Source organism: Candidatus Hydrogenedentota bacterium (assembly GCA_012730045.1).
GTDB lineage: Bacteria > Hydrogenedentota > Hydrogenedentia > Hydrogenedentales > CAITNO01 > JAAYBR01.
In genome coordinates, this window is record JAAYBR010000096.1 from 1 (window position 1) to 18,806 (window position 18,806).

The 18,806-nt window shown below is 66.0% G+C and carries 19 protein-coding genes; 5 read left to right on the top strand and 14 right to left on the bottom strand.

Annotation, left to right across the window (positions count from 1 at the left end):
* Window positions 1–195: 195 nt before the first annotated feature.
* From GXY15_09835 to GXY15_09880, 10 genes are all read right to left on the bottom strand, one after another.
* A complete protein-coding gene (locus GXY15_09835; protein NLV41509.1) occupies window positions 196–1,560 on the bottom strand; it encodes a Gfo/Idh/MocA family oxidoreductase in 1,365 nt (454 codons plus the stop codon).
* Window positions 1,561–1,734: 174 nt separating this feature from the next.
* The gene (gene arsB / locus GXY15_09840) at window positions 1,735–2,880 is read right to left on the bottom strand and encodes an ACR3 family arsenite efflux transporter (GenBank protein NLV41510.1); all 1,146 of its coding nucleotides are present in this window, start codon (window positions 2,878–2,880) and stop codon (window positions 1,735–1,737) included.
* 40 nt (window positions 2,881–2,920) lie between these two features.
* Window positions 2,921–3,730 (bottom strand): arsenite methyltransferase, encoded by an 810-nt coding sequence (arsM, locus tag GXY15_09845; GenBank protein ID NLV41511.1) that lies wholly within the window; start codon window positions 3,728–3,730, stop codon window positions 2,921–2,923.
* Window positions 3,723–4,181 (bottom strand): arsenate reductase ArsC, encoded by a 459-nt coding sequence (locus tag GXY15_09850; GenBank protein ID NLV41512.1) that lies wholly within the window; start codon window positions 4,179–4,181, stop codon window positions 3,723–3,725. Before GXY15_09850 ends, arsM begins: the two co-directional genes overlap by 8 nt.
* A gap of 21 nt (window positions 4,182–4,202) precedes the next feature.
* Window positions 4,203–4,904, bottom strand: a complete 702-nt coding sequence (locus GXY15_09855; protein ID NLV41513.1) for a cytochrome C biogenesis protein — start codon at window positions 4,902–4,904, stop codon at window positions 4,203–4,205.
* A 13-nt stretch (window positions 4,905–4,917) separates the two neighbouring features.
* Window positions 4,918–5,742: a thioredoxin family protein gene (locus GXY15_09860; protein ID NLV41514.1), complete on the bottom strand. Its 825-nt coding sequence runs from the start codon at window positions 5,740–5,742 to the stop codon at window positions 4,918–4,920.
* Window positions 5,743–5,751: 9 nt separating this feature from the next.
* Window positions 5,752–6,132 carry a zinc-binding protein gene (locus GXY15_09865; GenBank protein ID NLV41515.1) on the bottom strand — a complete coding sequence of 127 codons (381 nt, stop codon included), beginning with the start codon at window positions 6,130–6,132 and terminating at the stop codon, window positions 5,752–5,754.
* A 30-nt stretch (window positions 6,133–6,162) separates the two neighbouring features.
* The gene (locus GXY15_09870) at window positions 6,163–6,396 is read right to left on the bottom strand and encodes a thioredoxin family protein (protein ID NLV41516.1); all 234 of its coding nucleotides are present in this window, start codon (window positions 6,394–6,396) and stop codon (window positions 6,163–6,165) included.
* Between the two features lie 44 nt (window positions 6,397–6,440).
* Complete coding sequence (locus GXY15_09875; GenBank protein NLV41517.1) at window positions 6,441–7,751, bottom strand: hypothetical protein; 1,311 nt, start codon at window positions 7,749–7,751, stop codon at window positions 6,441–6,443.
* 16 nt (window positions 7,752–7,767) lie between these two features.
* Entirely contained in the window at window positions 7,768–8,307 is a 540-nt protein-coding gene (locus GXY15_09880; protein ID NLV41518.1) for a helix-turn-helix transcriptional regulator, read from the bottom strand.
* Here GXY15_09880 and GXY15_09885 point away from each other — a divergent pair.
* Genes GXY15_09885 through GXY15_09895 form a run of 3 tightly spaced genes read left to right on the top strand, consistent with a single transcriptional unit; the run spans window position 8,306 to window position 11,979 of the window.
* Entirely contained in the window at window positions 8,306–9,841 is a 1,536-nt protein-coding gene (locus tag GXY15_09885) for a long-chain-fatty-acid--CoA ligase (GenBank protein ID NLV41519.1), read from the top strand. The genes GXY15_09880 and GXY15_09885 overlap by 2 nt on opposite strands.
* 49 nt (window positions 9,842–9,890) lie before the next feature.
* Window positions 9,891–10,766, top strand: coding sequence for a sugar phosphate isomerase/epimerase (locus GXY15_09890; protein NLV41520.1), 876 nt, complete (start codon window positions 9,891–9,893; stop codon window positions 10,764–10,766).
* A gap of 10 nt (window positions 10,767–10,776) precedes the next feature.
* Entirely contained in the window at window positions 10,777–11,979 is a 1,203-nt protein-coding gene (locus tag GXY15_09895; GenBank protein ID NLV41521.1) for a Gfo/Idh/MocA family oxidoreductase, read from the top strand.
* 9 nt (window positions 11,980–11,988) lie between these two features.
* Here GXY15_09895 and GXY15_09900 read toward each other — a convergent pair whose 3' ends face one another.
* The 3 genes from GXY15_09900 to GXY15_09910 all read right to left on the bottom strand — a co-directional run bounded on the left by GXY15_09900 (window position 11,989) and on the right by GXY15_09910 (window position 16,133).
* Window positions 11,989–12,513: a pyruvate ferredoxin oxidoreductase gene (locus tag GXY15_09900; GenBank protein NLV41522.1), complete on the bottom strand. Its 525-nt coding sequence runs from the start codon at window positions 12,511–12,513 to the stop codon at window positions 11,989–11,991.
* Window positions 12,500–14,095 (bottom strand): thiamine pyrophosphate-binding protein, encoded by a 1,596-nt coding sequence (locus GXY15_09905; GenBank protein NLV41523.1) that lies wholly within the window; start codon window positions 14,093–14,095, stop codon window positions 12,500–12,502. Before GXY15_09905 ends, GXY15_09900 begins: the two co-directional genes overlap by 14 nt.
* A gap of 154 nt (window positions 14,096–14,249) precedes the next feature.
* Window positions 14,250–16,133 (bottom strand): family 20 glycosylhydrolase, encoded by a 1,884-nt coding sequence (locus GXY15_09910; protein ID NLV41524.1) that lies wholly within the window; start codon window positions 16,131–16,133, stop codon window positions 14,250–14,252.
* 433 nt (window positions 16,134–16,566) lie between these two features.
* Between GXY15_09910 and GXY15_09915 the strand changes: the two genes are divergently transcribed.
* On the top strand, window positions 16,567–17,226 hold the full coding sequence (locus GXY15_09915) for a hypothetical protein (protein ID NLV41525.1): 660 nt from the start codon (window positions 16,567–16,569) through the stop codon (window positions 17,224–17,226).
* A gap of 193 nt (window positions 17,227–17,419) precedes the next feature.
* Window positions 17,420–18,028, top strand: coding sequence for a transposase (locus tag GXY15_09920; protein NLV41526.1), 609 nt, complete (start codon window positions 17,420–17,422; stop codon window positions 18,026–18,028).
* Between the two features lie 157 nt (window positions 18,029–18,185).
* Here GXY15_09920 and GXY15_09925 read toward each other — a convergent pair whose 3' ends face one another.
* Window positions 18,186–18,668 (bottom strand): SHOCT domain-containing protein, encoded by a 483-nt coding sequence (locus GXY15_09925; GenBank protein NLV41527.1) that lies wholly within the window; start codon window positions 18,666–18,668, stop codon window positions 18,186–18,188.
* Between the last annotated feature and the right edge of the window lie 138 nt (window positions 18,669–18,806).

Here is an 18,806-nt window from a genome sequence, read left to right on the forward strand (position 1 = left end):
AAGAGCAACCACCGATGAACACCGATGAACACCGATAATGAAGAGAGAATGGTTTCCACCCTCCCATACTTCCCATAACTCCCATCCCCGCCTGACCCGCCACAGAGGCGGTACTTTCTTAGCAGCGCAGCGAAGCGACCTCGTGCCCGCCACCGCTCCGCGCGCGCGTCCATTCGAATATCCCGGCACGCCGCCTTACGCCGGCAGTTCCCAGCCCTCGCGGCGGGGCCGCGACAGCAGGGCGTTGCCCTCGTCGCAGTTGGTGAAGCGCTCCTTTTCGGGGTCCCACTGGAGCGCCTTGCCGACCTGGCCGACCTCGCGGGCGATGTTCACCAGGTAGCACAGGCTGGAGCTGCGCTGGCCGTACTCGATGTCGGCGTTGCAGCGGCCGCGCGACTTGATGCAGTCAATCCAGTTCTGGATGTGCGGCTCCGTCTCGTTCACCGACAGCTTCGGCGGGCGGTCCGCCCCGCTGATGAGCTCCGGATTGTCCGAGGAGATGGCGTCGCGGTTGATCTCAATGCGGCCTTTCTCGCCCACAAAAACCGCGCCGAGGCCGGGGGCGAAGTCGCCGTCCATGTTGAGCAGCAGCTCGGTGCCCGACGCCATCTTCATGCGCACCTTCGCGCGGGGGCCAACCTGGTCCTTCGCCATGCCGTAATAAGGCGCACCCGTCTCATCGGGGGAAATCTCGCGCTTCTCGAACTTGCCGCAGGGAATGAGCTGGACCGGCTCCTCCAGCAGCACCTCCACCGGGCCGGTCTCGCTGGTGCCCAGGCCGCGCTGGATCTGGTCGTAGCTGTGGGTGCCCCAGCCGGTCACGCCGTAGCAGCGGCCGCCGCCGTCGTAGTCCCACCACTGCGCCCAGTTGCGGTGGAGCTGCGTGTGGTAGGGGCGGAACCCCGACTGGTTGGTCCAGATGTCCCACCAGCCCTCGTCGCCGCCCTCGGGGAGGGGCTCGCCGGGCTGGTCCTTCCACGGATCGGGGCTCATGAAGTTCGGCGCGAGCACCTCCTTGACCTTCCCCAGGGCGCCGTTCTTCACCAGGTCGCTTGCCCAGTTGTTCAGGGCGATGGAGCGCTGCTGCGTGCCGACCTGCGTGACGCGCTTGTATTTCCGGGCGACGTTCACCATGTGGCGGCCCTCGGCGATGGTCAGGCACATGGGCTTCTCAATGTACGCGTCCACGCCCATGGCCATGGCATGGCAGGCGATCCAGGCCCGCGCGTGGGTCGTGGTCTCCACCATCACGCCGTCGAGCTTCTCCTTCTCAATCATCTCGCGGAAGTCCGTGTAGCCCTTCGCCTGCACGCCGTTCTTCTCCAGGTAGGCGAGGCTGGAGTCCACCCGCGGACGGAAACAGTCGCACACTGCGGCAACCCGGATCCCCTTCATGCCGAGGCAGGCGATGGCGATGTCGTTGCAGCGCCCCCCGAGGCCGATGAAGGCCACGTTCACAATGTCGTTCGCCCCCGGCGATGTCGCCCCCAGGGCGTCGGCGGAGATGATCAGCGGCGCGGAGGCGGCCACGGTCTTCAGGAAGGTGCGGCGGGTAATCATGGGACAGACTCCTTTAGGTTGTGCGCGTCCACGGACGCCCGGTCACTATAACACAACCGCCCGGGAGTCAAAAAAGCGGAACATGTCCCAGGTGTTGCACAGCGCGAAGCGCCTTGGAGTGCGGTGGCTTGCCGCCGCCTTTCTTCCCGCAAGCCCTGCTTGCGGGCGGCGCGCTCAGGCGAACCAGCCGGCGGTCCGTTTGCAGAATCCAACGAGCATAAGCATGACGGGCACCTCGATCAGCACGCCGACCACGGTGGCCAGGGCGGCCCCGGAGGAGAGCCCGAACAGCATGACCGCCGTGGCGATGGCGACCTCGAAATGGTTGGAGGCGCCGATCATGGCGGCCGGGGCCGCGTCCTCGTAGCGCAGCCCCAGCACTTTCGCCAGCCCGTAGCCCAGCGCAAAAATCAGGCAGGTCTGGAGGAACAGCGGCACAGCAATCCACACGATCGTGAGCGGATTCGCCGCGATAATCTCGCCCTTGAAGGAGAACAGGAGCACGAGGGTCAGCAGCAGCGCCGCGATGGTCACGGGCGTCAGGACGTGCAGAAACTTCTCGCGGAACCACACCTCGCCCTTCGCCGCGAGGATCCAGCGGCGGGTGAGGTACCCCGCCACGAGGGGCAGCGCCACATAGACCGCGATGGACAGCAGCAGGGCCTGCCACGGCACGGGCAGCCGCCCCACGCCCAGCAGGAACCCGCCCAGCACTCCGTAGAGCACGAGCATGGTCAGGGAGTTCACGGCCACCATCACGAGCGTCAGGCCGTCGTTGCCGCGGGCAAGGTATCCCCAGACCAGCACCATGGCCGTGCAGGGGGCGACGCCCAGCAGAATGCACCCAGCCAGATAGCTGCGCCACAGGGGAATCTGGAGCATCTTGACGCCGTCCGCCATCACTACCACGCCCGCGCCGTGTTCCGCGCCCACCGGCAGGTCCAGTCCGAAGGGCATTTTCACCAGGTCCACCGCCTCCGCGCCAATGAGACCCCGGAACAGGGTGCCCAGGAACAGCAGGGCGATGGCGTACATGGTGAAGGGTTTCACGCACCAGTTGACGAAGAGGGTCAGCAGCACGGGTTTTCCGCTTTTCCCTGCCCGAACCACGCTGGCAAAGTCTATCTTGACCATGATGGGGTACATCATGAAAAAGAGGCACACGGCGATGGGGACGGACACCACGGGCGCCCCGTTGACATTCAGGGACAGGCTGTCCAGATACCCGGCCAGGCCGGGGGCCACCTTCCCCAGCACAATGCCCCCGACAATGCAGAGGCCCACCCAGAGCGTCAGGTAGCGCTCAAAAATGCTGGTCATTTTCCGCTCTTCCACCGGCGGGTGCGCGCATTCCACGATGCTACTCCTTTGTTGCCGTGATGCTGGCCGAGGCAACGAAATTCTCCACGCCGGAACCGGGCAGCCACTGGCCCACAATCGCCGCACTGTCGGATTTGATCTCCACCGTCACGGTGGAGAATCCGGCGTCCCGCAGCAGCTTCTCCAGTTCCTGAACGGGCACCGCCCCGGACACGCACCCACAATAGGCCGCCCCGTCCCCCGCCAGGGCGGACGGCAGGGTGCCGGTCCGCACCACGTCGGACACCGCCAGCCGTCCGCCGGGCTTCAGCACGCGGAACGCCTCGCGGAAGACCTGGCCCTTCTCGGGCGACAGGTTGATGACGCAGTTGGAGATGATCACGTCCACCGAGGCGTCGGCCACGGGCAGGTGTTCGATCTCGCCGAGCCGAAAGGCTACGTTTTCCACGCCGCCCTTCCGGGCGTTCTCGCGGGCCCTGGCCACCATCTCGGGCGTCATGTCCACGCCGATGACCCGTCCGGACGGCCCCACCCGGCGCGCGGCGAGGAAGCAGTCGAAACCGCCCCCGCACCCCAGGTCCAGCACCGTCTCTCCGGGCCGGAGCCCCGCGAGGGCCTGCGGGTTCCCGCAGCCGAGGCCGAGATAGGCCCCGTCCGGCGCCGCATCGGCGTCTCCTGCGGTATATCCCAGCGTCTCCGCCGCCACGGCGGGCGGGGTCGGGGCGCCCGAACAGCATCCGCCGGCCTTGGCCGTCCCTCCGCCGCCGCAGCACGACCCGCCACCGGTGGCCGTCTCCGCATAGGTTTTGCGCACCAGGTCGCGCAGGGCGTCGTTCTCCCGGTCACTCATGGGGAATGTTCCTTTCTTCCAGCGATTCAGGCAGGCCCTCGACAAAGGCGCGTATCTCGTCGCGGACCCGCCGGTAGCAATCCAGCTTGGCCTCCTCCCCCTCGACCGCCTCCGCCAGCCGGGGCGGGTCGTCAAATCCCACATGCACCACGCGGGCCTTTCCGGGAGACAGGGGGCAGTGCTCGTGGGCGTGGCCGCAGACGGTGACCACATAGTCGAAGTCCCGGGTCGGCAGTTCGGCGACGGTCTTCGAGCTTCCGCCCGAAATGTCCACCCCCGCCTCCGCCATCACACGGACGGCGTGGGGGTTCATCCCGTGCTTCTCAATGCCCGCAGACCATGCCTCGACCCGGTCGCCCTTCAGGTGACGGGTCCAGCCCTCGGCCATCTGGCTCCGGCAGGAGTTGCCGGTGCATAGAAAAAGCACCCGGCGCCTTCCCGGATTCGCCATGCCAAAGTTCCTTTCCACCGTTCACGGCGCGGTGTGGATCATCCAAAAACCGCCCAGAATCACCAGCACGCCGCAGACGCGCCTCACCCAGACGGCGCCCCGCGACTGCTCGCTCCAGTTCAGATACCGCTGCACCCCCTCCGTGGAGGTGCCCGCCGCGACGATGACGGAGCAGTGCCCCACGCCGTAGGCCAGCAGCAGGGCCGCCGCGTACAGGGGATGCTCCGCGCCCGTGCGGAAGGCCACGCCCAGCACGGGGGCCATGAAGGCGAAGGTGCACGGCCCCAGTGCCACGCCAAACACCAGACCCAGCACCAGCGCGGCGAGAAGCCCCCGGCGCTTCATGCCCACCTGACCGGGTCCGGACCACGGCAGGGGGATCACCCCGAGAAGATGCAGCCCGACCACGAAAAAGATCACCGCCACAAACCAGTTTCCATAGCGTCCCACGTCGCCCATCATGCGCCCGGCGGCGGCGGTGGCCGCGCCGATCAGGCCGATGGTCACGAGGATGCCCGACGCGAAGAGCAGCGAGACCAAAAAGGCCCGCGCGGTGGACATGCGCCCCTGGCTGTCAATGAAGCCGACGATCAGGGGAATGCTCGCGAGGTGGCAGGGACTCAGCAGGATGCTCAGGACACCCCAACCCGCCGCCGCGGCCAGGGCGACAGCCGCCGATCCCTCGACGGCCTGCGACAGGGTCGTGAAAAGCTGCTCCAACACAAATTCCTCCGGCCTATTTCTTGGCGTCCAGGTCCACCGCAAGTTCCTTCCACTTCGCCAGGATGTCCTCCTTGGCGTAGAAGCCCTCGTGGCGGAACAGCTCTTTTCCATCGGCGTCCAGGAAGAGCTGCACCGGAATCATCCGGATTCTGTGCTTCTTCCCCTCCTCCGGATTCTTCCAGACGTCAATAAACTGCACGTTCAGGCGTCCGGGGTATTCCTTCCTCAGCGCGTCCAGCACCGGCACCATGGCCCTGCAGGGCACGCACTTGTCCGCGCCCAGTTCCATCAGGGTGGGCAGGCCGGCGGTCGTCCCGGCCGCCGCCTCCGCCTTCACGGGCGCGCTCCCCGCCGGGGCGGCGGGGCTTGCGGCGTTGCCGGCCCCGGTCTCCGCCAGAAACTCCCGAATCTCGGCGCGGATGTACTCCAGGAACTTCACCTCGTCATCGAGAAGCTCCCAGACTTCCTCCAAATTCTTCCACCGGGTCTCCCGACCGTCCCGGGTGTCCGACAGCACCACGGACTGCGTGTTCAGGCGATAGTCCTTGTCAAAATGGGCGTTTCCCGGCTCGTCCAGATTCGACACCTTCAGCGCGATCCGGCCCGACTCCAGCTCCACGGGGAATCCGTCGTTGACGGCGCGTTTGGTCCATTCCTCGATGGTCAGACAGGAGGGGCACCGCAGGGTCCGGTGGAAATAGTAGACGACCAGCACCGGCGTTGCCGGAGCGGCCGCAGACTCCTTTTTCGCCTCCGGCGCGGACGCTGCAGGCGTCTCCGAGCAGGCTAGGACGGCGAGTCCGCCGGCCAAAAGCAACAGAAAGATCGCATTCTTCATGGGGGTCCCTTAGCAGCCCAGCAGGGGCCGGGCCAGTTCGAGCACTTTCTGGAGGTTCTCCTCCGTGGCGGGGGAGGCGCCCTTCTCGAACCCGTGGTCCGTCAGGCGCAGATGGGCCGCACCCTCAAATCCGGCCTTCTCCAGCGTCTTCTTCACGCAGTCCATGGGGCACCCGTCCAGCGCGAGCAGCTTCGCCGCCGACGCGGTGTTTGCCAGAATGGGCTCCACCCCGCCGCCGACCCCGGCCAGGCAGTACATCTTCCCGGCGCCCTCGCGGGTCAGGGCGCGCGCCGCGTGGTCGCACAGTTCCCCGACGTCCGCGGCGCCCGAACACGAGAAGACAAGTTTCGGCGCCGTGCTGCAGCAGCAGTCCCTCTTTTCTTCTGACATGGGTCTGTCCCTTCCCTGGTGGCGCCGGCCTCAGGCCAGCAGTTTCACGATTTCCACGGGTTCGGGGACCTTACCCGCAACCTTCACCACGCCGTCCACGGCGAGGGCGGGGGTCATCATAACCCCGAAGGCCATGATGGCATTAAGGTCTGTCACTTTTTCCATCTCGTAGTCCACCCCCGCCGACTTGGCGGCGGCTTCGGCGTTTTCCGCCAGTTTCTTGCACTTGGGGCACCCCGTGCCCAGTATCTGAATCTTCTTCATCGCATCGTCCTTTCCAGGCTGTTTCCGCAAGCGGAGACGGGCGGCTAGACACCCGCCAGGGCCCCGAAGATCATCCCCGCGGCGGTGGACAGCACCACCACGAGGAAGCAAAACACAAAGGTCTTTTTGAATCCCATGACGCTGTAGATGACCAGCATGCTGGGCAGCGAGAGCGCCGGTCCAGCCAGCAGCAACGCCAGCGCAGGCCCCTTGCCCATGCCGGAGCCGATAAGACCCTGAACGATCGGCACCTCCGTCAGGGTGGCAAAATACATGAACGCCCCGAGCAGGGCCGCCAGAAAATTCGCGGCCGGGGAGTTGCCGCCCACCGCCCAGGCCACCCAGGCGTTGGGAATCAGCCCCTCGTGGCCCGGACGGCCCAGCAGCGCCCCCGCCACCAGCACGCCGAACAGGAGCAGCGGCAGAATCTGCTTGGCAAACCCCCAGGTCACACCGAACCACTCGCCCATCTCGCCGCCGCTGGTGGCCGTGGCCACGGCGAGGCCCACGGACCCGGCGGCAAAGGCCAGCTCCGGACGGCCGGGGAACAGCACCGCCAGCAGGGCCGTGGGGAGCGCCACCAGCGCCGTTTTTCCCCAGGGCAGGCCAAACCACAGGGTCAGCACCCCACCGAACCCCGCGGCGCACCCGGCGGTCACCGCCCACTTGGCGCTGTACAGGACGTGCCAGAGCCCGGCCTCTTCGGCGGGCCTGCCCCAGTTCGCGAAGACCAGAATGGCGACCATCAGGGCGAAGTAGACCGCATTCTGCCAGAGGGGCCGCGTCACTTCGGCGTCGGGCATCGCCGCCTGCACGGCCGCCTTCTCCTGCTCCTCCCGGCGGAAGATCAAATGCATCAGGAGGCCGATCACCACGCTGAAGCCGACCGCGCCCACGGCGCGGGCGACGCCCAGCTCCATGCCGAGCACGCGCGCGGTCAGCACGATGGCCAGCACATTGATGGCGGGGCCGGAATACAGGAAGGCCGTGGCCGGTCCCAGCCCCGCCCCCATCCGCCAGATCCCCGTGAAGAGGGGCAGGACCGTGCAGGAGCAGACGGCCAGAATGGTGCCCGACACGGAAGCCACGCCGTAGGCCAGCACCTTGGGCGCGCCGGCGCCGAGGTACTTCATCACGGAGGCCTGGCTGACAAAGACGGATATGGCCCCGGCAATGAAAAACGCCGGGATCAGGCACAGGAGCACATGCTCCCGCGCGTACCAGCGGACCAGGTGCAGGGACTCCATGACCGCGTTGTCGAAACGGGCCGCCCCCACGGGCAGGTAAAAACAGGCGAGGAACACCCCGACAATCAGCGCCAGGGCTTTTCCTTCTTTTCTCCAGTCATCTGTCACTTCAGTCCCGTCCCGCTCACCTGCCCAGCGCCGCGAGTTGGCGGTCCACGTTCTGCTGGATCACGTTCTCCACGCACCCCAGGAAGGACAGGATGCAGGGGCAGCGCAGCCGGTAGAAGACCTGAAGCCCCCGTTTCTCATCCTCCACGATCCCCGCGTTCTTCAGCACCGAGAGGTGCTTGGACACGGTGGAAAAGTCCGCCCCCGTGCCCGCATGAAGCTCGCAGACACAGCGCTCCCCCTGGGCGAGTTCCTCCAAGATATAGAGGCGTGTGGGGTGCGCCATGGCCTTGAGAATGTCCGCGCGGGCGGTGAGTGCCTGCTTCCGTTGTGCGTCCACGGTCGGCTCCTTCTGGTTGCCTGCTTGGCAGTATAACCAAATAGCCAAACAGCTGTCAAGCCCCCGGTTCTTCCCGACTCCGGGTTTCTTGCACTTTTTTTTCTTTTGCGCAGGGGTTTGCGCTATCCTACCCCGGTCTTTTTCCGCGCGCGTCCGCGGACCGGGAGGGCCCGGCCCTGCGGCGCGCGCCCCATTGGGAGAGAACGCGGAAATCATGATGACCATACCCCAGCTGCTGGACGACCGGGCGCGCATGCATGGCGACCGCGTCATGGTGGTGTTTGACGACCAGGAGCACACCTACCGCGACTTCTGCGACCGGGCCGGCCGGGTGGCCGGAAACCTCAAGAAGCGGGGCGTGGGCCCGGGGGACAAGGTGGCCCTGCTCCTGGGCAACTGCCCGGAATACCTCTACTGTTTCCTGGGGCTGGGGCGGATCGGGGCCGTCATGGTCCCCGTCAACCCCACCCTCACCTTCGAGGAATATGTCTACATTGTCGGGAATGCCGAGGCTTCCGTGATGGTGGTGGTCCCCGAGTTCCTCCCGTCCCTCCAGACGATTCTCGCGTCGCTCCCCCTGGTGCGCCGGGTGTTCGTGGTGGGTGAGGCGGGCTGGGGCGCCGAGTCCTTTGACGACCTGCTGGAACCGGTGGATATCCCCGAAATCATCGTTGACGAGACCAGTGACGCGGCGATCATCTACACCTCCGGCACAACGGGAGACCCCAAGGGGGTGGAGCTGACCCACGGCAACTACCTGTGGGACACCCTGTCCATGTTCCGGTCCAACGACCTGAACGAAAACGACCGTTTTCTGTGCATCCTGCCGCTGTTCCATGTGAACGCGCAGGTGGTTTCCGTGCTCACGCCCATAATGGCCGGCGCGACCATCGTTCTTGGGGGGGGGCAGTTCAACCCCTACGCCATCCTTCCGATGATCGAAAAACACCGGATCACCATCATGAGCGCCGTGCCGACCATCTACGGGCTGCTGGCACGCCTGCCCAAGGCAGAATCCCACGATGTCAGCTCGGTCCGCTTCTTCGTGTCCGGCGCGGCCCCCCTGTCCGAGGCCATCTACCAGGCGGTGCAGCGGGTCTTCAAAAAGCCCCTCATCATGGGGTATGGCCTGACGGAGGCCACCTGCGCCAGCGCCGTGGCCGACCACGCCGACCCGGTCCGCTGGAACTCCGTGGGGCCGCCCCTGCGCTACACCAGCGTGCGGATTGTGGACGAGCAGGGCCTGGACATGCCCATCGGCGAGGCGGGGGAAATCCTGATCGCGGGCCCCACGGTCATGAAGGGCTACTACAAGAACCCGGCGGCCACCGCCGAGGTCATGGTGGACGGCTGGCTCAAGACGGGCGACATCGGCCGGGTGGACAGGGACGGGTACCTGTACATTCTGGACCGGGTGAAGGACATGATCATCCGGGGCGGGCTCAACATCTACTCGGCCCAGCTGGAGCATGTTGTCATGCGCATGCCCGAGGTGGACGAGGTGGCCGTGATCGGCGTGGAGGAGCCCACCTGGGGCCAGGAGGTCCTCGCGGTGGTCAAGCTCAAGGCCGAATGCACCCTCACGGAGCGGCAGGTCATTGATTTCTGCAAGGAGCACCTCGCGGCGTACAAGGTGCCCCGCTATGTCCGCTTTGCGGACGCGCTGCCCAAGACCCCGATCGGCAAGGTGCGCAAGAACGAGCTCGTGCGCCAGTACGCCGACGTCGCGCTGCGCCGTTCGGGCGGCTGAGGAAACAACTCCCGGCGGACGCCGGGGTGAACGCAAGGAGGAAGACAGGATGGACCGGTGCACAAGAAGGGGTTTCCTGGGACAGGCCGCGTGCCTCGCGGGCGCGGCGGCGCTGGGGTTCAGCGCCCGGGCCGGGGGCGGGGCGGCCCCCCGTATCGGCGCCTGCGACTGGTCCATGGGCATGGGCTTCGACCCCGGGGTGATGGCGGTGGCCAAGGCCATCGGCCTCGACGGGGTGGAACTCTCCGCCGGCACCCCGCAGGACACCCTGGAAATCGCCGACCCGGCGCTCCGGGAGAAGTACAAGGCGGCGATGGCCGAGACGGGAATCACGGCCTGCTCCATGGCCATGGGGTTCCTGAACAATTCGCCGCTCGCCACGGACCCGCGCGGACCCGCCTGGCTGGAACAGTCCATTGACGCCTGCGGCGATCTGGGTGCCAAGACCCTGCTGATGGCCTTCTTCGGCAACGGCGACCTCCGCAAGCGGCGCAAACTGAAGGAGGGGGAGATGAAGTCGGCCGCAGAGCGCATCCGCGCCGCCGCCCCCCGCGCGGCGGACAAGGGCGTTGTCCTGGCCGTGGAAAACACCCTCTCCGGCGCGGACAACGTGAAGTTCCTCGACATGATCAACGCGCCCTCGGTGCGCGTCTACTACGACATCGGCAACTCCACCTACAACGACTACGACGTGCCGGCGGAAATCCGCGCCCTTGGCGGAAAGATCGCCCAGATCCACTTCAAGGACGGGGCGAACTACCTCGGCAAGGGCGAGGTGGACGTGGCGGCGGCGGTGAAGGCCATCAGGGAAATCGGCTACGCCGGCTGGATCATTCTGGAAACGGCGAAGCCCTCGGGCGACATGCAGGCTGATTTCAAGGCGAACCTCGAGTACACAAAAGGCGTTTTCGCCGCCAACGCATGAGGAAGAATCCATGAGCATCGGAAGACGTGAATTTCTGTCGAAATCGGCCGCTGCGGCCGCGTTCACCATTGTCTCCGCGGGCGCGGCAAGCAGCTACGCGCAGAACGCCAAGATCGCCCTCGGCCTGTCCGGCTGCGGGGGGCGGGGCCGCTGGATCGGCCGCCTGTTCCAGGAGTTTTCCGACTTCAAGGTCGTCGCGGCGCATGACTACTTCCGCGACCGGGCCCGCCAGGCCGCCCGGGACATCGAGATTCCGGAGGAGAAGCTGTTCACCGGCCTGGACGGCCACCAGGCCCTGCTCGCGGAGCCGGTGGACGCGGTGGCCATCATCACGCCGCCGTATTTCCACCCGGACCAGGCCGTGAACACCCTGGCGGCGGGCAAGCACCTGTATCTGGCGAAGCCGGTGGCGGTGGACACCGTCGGGTGCCTGCGCGTGCTGGAGGCGGCGGACAAGGCGAAGAACCTCTGCACCCTGGTGGACTTCCAGACCCGCAACAACGAGTTCTACCGCGAGGCCGCGAAAAAGGTGCACGCCGGGGCAATCGGCGCACCGGTGCTCGCCCAGGTCTTCTACCACTGCGGCCGCCTGAACCCGCAGTCCAAGGCGGACACCGAGACCGCCCGCCTGCGGAACTGGGTGTTTGACAAGGCCCTCTCCGGTGACATCATCGTCGAGCAGAACATCCACGTCATTGACGTGGCCAACTGGCTGCTGAACGGCCATCCCCTGTCCGCCACGGGCACCGGGGGCCGGAAGGCGCGGGTGGACGTGGGCGACTGCTGGGACCACTTCGTGGTCACCTTCCGCTACGCGGACGACGTGGTGGCGGATTTCAGCTCGGTGCAGTTCCAGCTCGGCTCGACGGACGACCTGTTCGTGAAGGTCTACGGCACCGAGGGCACCGTCGAGACGCACTATGGCGGGCAGGTTTCCATCGGCGGCAAAAAGGAGAACTGGCCCGGGGGCAGCACGGCGACCATCTACCAGGACGGCGCGGTGAACAACATCCGCGACTTCCACGCGGCCATCACATCGGGCAATCCGGTCAACAACGCGCGCACGGCCGTGGAGAGCAACCTGTCCTCCATCCTCGGGCGCAAGGCCGCCTACGAGCAGCGGACCGTGACCTGGGACGAGATGATGGCCGACCTCACGCCGCTGGACGCGAAGCTCCGCCTGCCCGGGGACGGGCCGGACACGAAGGCCTGACCCGGCGCCTCAGCCGGCGGTCAGCGTCCTGCCGTAGGCGAAGGCCGCCTCGTTCTCCGCGTGGAACTTCGGCGCGAGATGGCGGTGGATCGCCTCGATCCACGCCTTCTCCGGAATCGGGAGCAGGGCGCTCAGCGTCCCCAGCAGCCCGACGTTGAAGTTCCGGGACGTGAGCGGGGTGGCGTCCTTGTCGAGGTCTTCCAGATTCTCGCTGTTCCCGAGAATCAGTTTGGTCGAGACCAGCACCCCGCCCTCCCGCAGGAGATGGCGGTTGTTTTCCAGCTGCGTCGGGTGGAGAACGAGCAGGAACCCGGCCCCGCCCGTCGGCACCATGGGGCTGTGCACGCACGCGCCGAAGCGCACATCGCTCGTCACCGAGCCGCCGCGCTGGCTCATGCCGTGGATTTCGCTCTGCCTCACGTCCGCGCCGGAGAGGAAGGCCGCCTCCGCGAGAATGTCCGCCGCGCGGATTACGCCCTGCCCGCCGAGCCCCGCAACCACCACATCGGTCACACCGCCGCTATTTGTCGTCATGGCACTTCTCCCGGTCGGCTTCAAGGGCCTTGATCCGCTTTTCCGCCAGGCGGCAGACGCGGCGCATGATGATGAGGGACAGCTCGTCCTTCGACAGGGCGCCGGTGATGGCGGCCTCCAGCGCGGGCGGATGCTCCACCACGGTGACGTTCGTCACGCCCATGGCCCGGGCAACCTCCTCGACCTTCACCTGGTTGGTCCAGGTGTGGTCCAGTTTCCGCCCCGTGCCGGGGTGCTCCTGCATGCCCGTCATGGCGGTGGTGCCGTTGTCCAGAATGATGACCACATGCCCCGTCTTCGGCGGGTTGTACACCATCTCGGCCAGGCCCGTGAGCCCGCTGTGCATGAAGGTGCTGTCGCCGATGACGCTGACCACGCGGCGCGCCTTGTCGTCCGGAAGGGCGTGGCGCAGCCCCAGGCCCACGCCGATGCTCGCGCCCATGCACACGCAGGTGTCCATCGTCTCGAAGGGCGGCAGCACGCTCAGGGTGTAGCACCCGATGTCCCCCGCGATGACGCAGTCGTGCTTCTTGAGCACGGCGAAGGCCATGCGGTGCGGGCAGCCCACGCACAGTTGCGGCGGCTTGCCGCGCGGGGCCATGGGCTCGGGGCTGCCGTCGCCCGCGATGATCCGGCGCACCCGCGTGACGTTCAGCTCGCCGAAGCGGTACATGTCCAGCTTGTCCTCGCAGGCGATCCCCTCGGTGCGCAGCTGCTCGACGAGGTAGGGGTCGCCCTCCTCGATCACCACGCAGCGGTCCACCGTCTGCGCGAAGGCGCGGATCTGGTGGATCGGCAGCGGGTGGCTCATGCCCACCTTGAACACGCTGGCATCGGGGACCGCCTCGCGCACGTGCAGGTAGCACACGCCGGAGGTGACGATGCCGAGGGACTTGGACCCCTTCACGACGCGGTTGACCGGGGCGTGCTCGTTCCAGTCGGTGATCTTCTCCAGTTTCGCGCGCAGGCGGCGGTGGGCCGGACGCGCGTAGGCGGGCACCATCACATAGGACTGGAAATCGCGCACGAATTCCAGGGGCTTCTCGGAGGGCGACGGCCCCTTCGGCGTCACGATGCTCTTGGAGTGGCACACCCGGGTGGTCACCCGCAGCATCACCGGCAGGTTCCAGGTCTCCGAAAGCTCAAATGCGGTGCGCGTGAAGTCGTAGGCCTCCTGCGCGTCCGCGGGCTCCAGCATCATCACCCCCGCCGCCTTCGCGTAGCGCCGGTTGTCCTGCTCGTTCTGGCTGGAGGCCATGCCGGGGTCGTCGGCCGACACCAGCACCAGCGCCCCGCGCACCCCCGTGTAGGCCAGCGTGAACAGCGGGTCCGCCGCCACATTCACCCCGACGTGCTTCATGGTGACCAGGGCGCGCGCGCCCCCGTAGGCCACGCCGATGCCGACCTCCAGGGCCACTTTCTCGTTGGGCGCCCACTGGGCGCGTCCGCCGAGGGCGGAGTACCGCTCCAATATTTCCGTGGACGGGGTGCCGGGATAGCCGGTCCCCAGGGAGACTCCCATGTGCAGCGCGGCGAGGGCAATGGCCTCGTTGCCGCTCAGCAATTGACGTTCTTCGGTCATACAGAACTCCTGGCCACCCGGACCCCTGTTTCAGGGGGATGGCAGCGTTGCCCGCCGCGTCGCCGCCCACGCTGCGGCTTCTTCCCAAAATACCCTCCGGGTGCTCTCCCGAAGGTTGCCGGATTTTACCATATTTTCCACAGTGGAAGGGGCGTCAGCGCTCCAGAAGGGCCAGCAGCGCCTCCATGCGTCCGGCGCTCTCGCGCAGACCACCGGGCCGGTTCCGCTCCATCCACACCGCGCGGTGGCGCGCGATGATGTCGCGGAGCCGTTCGGCCAGTTTGCCCTTCACCGCCGCGGGAAGCCCGGCGGTGGGCACGTTCCCCGCAAGAATGCGCTCGCGCCCCAGGTCCAGCGCCAGCAGCGCCAGGTCGGTGTTCAGGGCAAACTCCCGCTTCACCAGTTCCGCGTCCGGGCGGGCCATCGCGCTGTCCTGCACCCGGGCCAGGGCATCGCGCAACATCGTCTGCGCCGCCTCGGCGGAGGCCACGGTGAGGTTCTTCGCCGGCCCCTTGGCCGGAGACCCGCCCAGGGCGTTGAGCAGGAGCGCGTAGTACACCGTGTTGTTCCCGATGACCACCCCCGTCTTCGTGTGGGCGTTGCCGAGGTCCAGCGCCGCCTGTCCCGTCTTTCCCGCGGCGTCCATAAACACGTGCCGGTCGAGCGCCCTCGCCAGCGGCAGGTCCAGGTTGGCCGTCTGGCACCAGCTCACCGCCGCGCCGTAGGCGAAGGGCCCCATCGAGACGGGCAGAGTCTGCCAGTGCCCGTTGTCGCCCCAGTCCGTCGTCAGGAAGCCGACGGCGCCGTTCGCCAGGCCGTTGACCGCCGCATTGCGCAGGTTGGCCAGCGCGTTGTCCGTGCGCCCCAGCAGGGAGTTCCAGGCCGACGTGCCCGGCACCACATAGAACGGAATGCCGGAGGCGGCGAATTTCTTGCCGTGGTCGGCGAAGGGATGGTCCGCCTCGTAGCCCCACTCCATGGCGATGACGGGCCGCGGCAGTTCGGGGATCAGCTCCGGGTGCAGCATGATGATGTCGCCCCAGAACTGCATGGTCTTCCCGTGGCCGGACACAATCTTGTGGATTTCCTTGAGGAAGGAAAGGTAGACGGGGCCCACGCCCTGGGCGTCCACGGCCGCCTTGCTGCGGCCCTTGCCCAGGCTCCACGTCTCGTCGCACCCAACGTTCACCTGCCCGCTGGTGAAGTTCGGCAGCAGGTCGGCGTACATCCCGCGCAGCAGCTCCACGCTGGCGGGGTCCACCGGGCACAGGTCGCCGGAACCGGGCTTCTCGGCGAGATGCGCGTATTCCGGGTGGTCAAGCCACCGCCCCATGTGGCCGAAAGAGTTCTGGTTGGGCACCAGCTCGATGAACCGCTCCCCGCAGTACGCGTCGAAGGCGCGGATGTCCTCCGGCGTCATGGGCGACGCATCCCTCCAGACGGTCTCGTGGCCCTGGTAGGCGAAAGTGTGCTCCGTGTACAGCTGGATTTGGTTGCACTTCATCTCCGCGAAAAGGTCAGCCAGCATGCGCAGGGTGTCCATCGTCGGCACCTTGTCCCGCGCCACGTCCAGCATCACCCCGCGGTTCGGGAAATCCGGCCAGTCCTCGACGCGCACCCGGGGCAGATAGCCCGCCGGATACTGCCGTGCCAGCTGTTTCAGCGTCTGCCGCGCGTAGAAGGCCCCCGCGGCGTCATGCGCCGTCACCTTCGGCGCGGCCCCCTCCCCCACCTCCAGGAGGTACCCCTGCGCGTGCGGCATCACCGCCGCGTCCACCGCCACCACCGGCGCCGCCGCGTCCGCCTTCACGGGCGCACCCTCAAGAAACGCCAGCGACCGCGGCATAGGCAGGAGGATCAGGTCTTCGTTCGCGGGAAAAGTGGCGGGCTTCGTTTCCAGGTCCACCGTGGGCGCGGCCGTGGTGTGCATCTCCCCCTCCCCCGCCGCCTGCGGCGGCGTGCCCACACCCGTCTGGCACCCCGACAACCCCGCCGCCAGAAAAAGGCCCGCACTCAATACGACAACCAGGTGCTTCATGGTTCCACGCTCCTCCGGTTGGGGAAACCCGCCCGCCGGGATTCCCCTGTGAGACCGCAAGTATATCGGCGGAGAAGCATGTGTTGCGAGTCGGAACGGATCATTGCACGCCAACGGCTTTGGCGGGCATTAAGACCTGCCAGGCTAGAGCCTGGCGATCCCAGGGGGCGCGCGGTTCGGGGAAACGAAGGGCCGATGGTCTAGGACATTCCGACGCCGCCTCAACAGAAGAAAGACCAGAACTCAAGGGACACCCGGGAGCGGACGCCCCCTGGGAGCGCCAGGCTCCAGCCTGGCCTCTTGAGGTTTTCGAGAATAGACACCCCACAACACCAAGAGCCGCTTCTCACCACAGAGCTATCAAGGCAACAAAAGAGTTGCCAATACCATCGCGCAGAACCTATCATCGAGACAAACAAGGGGAGTCCCGCTTTTGGATGATTCAGTTCACATCGTACGGGTGGAACGGCCCGAGGGCACCGTCACCGTCCGGTTCACCCCGATGTTGGCGGAGGTGGTGCCGGAGTTTCGCGGGTTTGTGGAGGCCATGCTGTCTGCGGAAGGCGTGCGCTGGCCCGGGGAGGTGTTCATGTGCATGGAGGACGAACCGACGCCCTGCGGAACGGAAGCCGCTGTGATGGTCTTTCCCGAGTGGTTCCGGGAGAAGGCGGAAAAGCACCTTAGTCTTTGTAGAAAGCGGCCATTCTATATGTTCTTCGCAGGAATGCCGGTCGACAGTTTTTCGATGCCCATGGACGTTTCCCGTGTGACTGCGCATTACCTTGGCTACTATCTGCCGCAAGGAGCTGGAACGCAAGAAAGACTCTTTGGTGCCCTCTTTGAGCGACATGCCTGGAAGTGGCGAACCCTGATCGTGATCCCTGTTTTATCTCTACAGATGATGGTGAAAGCACTGTTGCCGGGGAACTCGGGAAGGATCTCGCGATGGCGACTCCGGGAATTGTATAGGGGAATGCTTCAGAAAGAGAAACCGCTTGACGAGGTGGAAAAGACGTCCGAGTCCCTCGGCGAGAAACCGGAAACCCCATTAAGGAAAGGGAACAATCTGGACTGCGGTGGCGATGACCAATAAGAAGAGCCAGGGGGAAGCCCGGCGATCCCAGGGGGCGCGCGCTTTGGGCAAAGGAGGGACCGATGGTCGGGAAGCATTCGCCGACCTCCCGATACGGGATTGGCGGGAACTCAGGGGATAACCCCAGAGCGAGCGCACCCTGGGAGCGCCAGGCTCCAGCCTGGCATCTTCTGCTTTTCCTGGAGGCAACACCATGACGGAGATCACACAGCCTCACTGGCATTCCCGGGGCTATCTGCCGCATTTCGACTGTCCAAACACCGTGCAGCATGTCACCTTCCGGCTTGCGGACAGTCTGCCCGCCGCCGCCCTGACCCGGATGGAGGGGGAACTCTTTCTTCTGCCGGAGGAACAGCGGGATCCGGAGCGCAGAAAGTCGCTGGAGGAACTTGCGGACGCCGGCCACGGTTCTTGCATCCTGCGGCGGCCCGACGCCGCCCTTCTTGTGCAGAGTGCCCTGCTGATGTTTGACGGGGACAGGTACCGGATGCTGGCCTGGGTGGTCATGCCGAACCATGTGCATGCGCTGATGGAGCCCTTGAACGGCTGGACGCTGGGGAAAATTGTGTGGTCATGGAAGTCTTTCACCGGAAGGCGTCTGGCCCCGTTGTTGGGCAATGTATCCGCTGGCAGAGTCTGGCACCGGGAGTATTGGGACCGTTTTGTCAGGAACGCAGACCATTTCCGCAATGTCGTGGAATACATCCACTGGAATCCCGTAAAGGCGGGGCTGGCGCGGTCTCCGCAGGAGTATGAATGGAGCAGTGCCGGACGGGGTGTCCTCCGCTATGGAGGAGAGTGAATACAAGGAGAAAGACCTGCCGGGGGGAAGCCTGGCGATCCCAGGGGGCGCGCGGTTTAGGGAAATGAAGGGCCGACGGTCTCGGCATAACTCCAGAGCGTGCGCCTCCTGGCGGCATGCGAGAACGCGAAGGGGGAAGGGCTGCCCGCACATCCTGTCACAGCGCTCCGAGGATCTCCTCCTTCCCTTTCAGGTACTCCTCTTCGGTGATGATCCCATCCTTGTAAAGCTGGTGCAGCTTTCTCAGCTTCTCGTCGAAATCCGGGTTGTCGGCATTCTCCGGCGGCGCGCTTCCCAGACGGATGCCTGTCTCCTCCACCGCATCCTTGATCACGCCGCCCGCCATTCTGGCCCAGGGTTCCACGTCCTCCCGCGCCCGCTGCGGATCAAGAACCAAGCCGGACCCGGCCAGCCCCCGGGAGCCGATGCCCGCAAGAACCATCCCCACCATCATCATGCCCAAGCCTCCGAAGGCCCGTATCATGATGGATTTCGCGATGACTTGCATGTGGGTGAAGTCCCCAAAGTGTGTGATGAACGACACAAAGGTGGATCCAAAACTCAGGAAACCCAGGATAATCAGCGTCAGGCCAACGTAGTAGACCGTCTTTCGCTCCGGCGAGATGTTTTGCCTCTTCATCACTCCCCTCCTTCATACGGCTGAGACCTGTTTTCACCCGGGCGCGCCACAAGCGGCACCCACACACCGCAAACCAGGATACGGCAGAGGCGGCAGAAAATCAAGCGCCGTTTCCTCCACGGACCAGTCAACGAAACT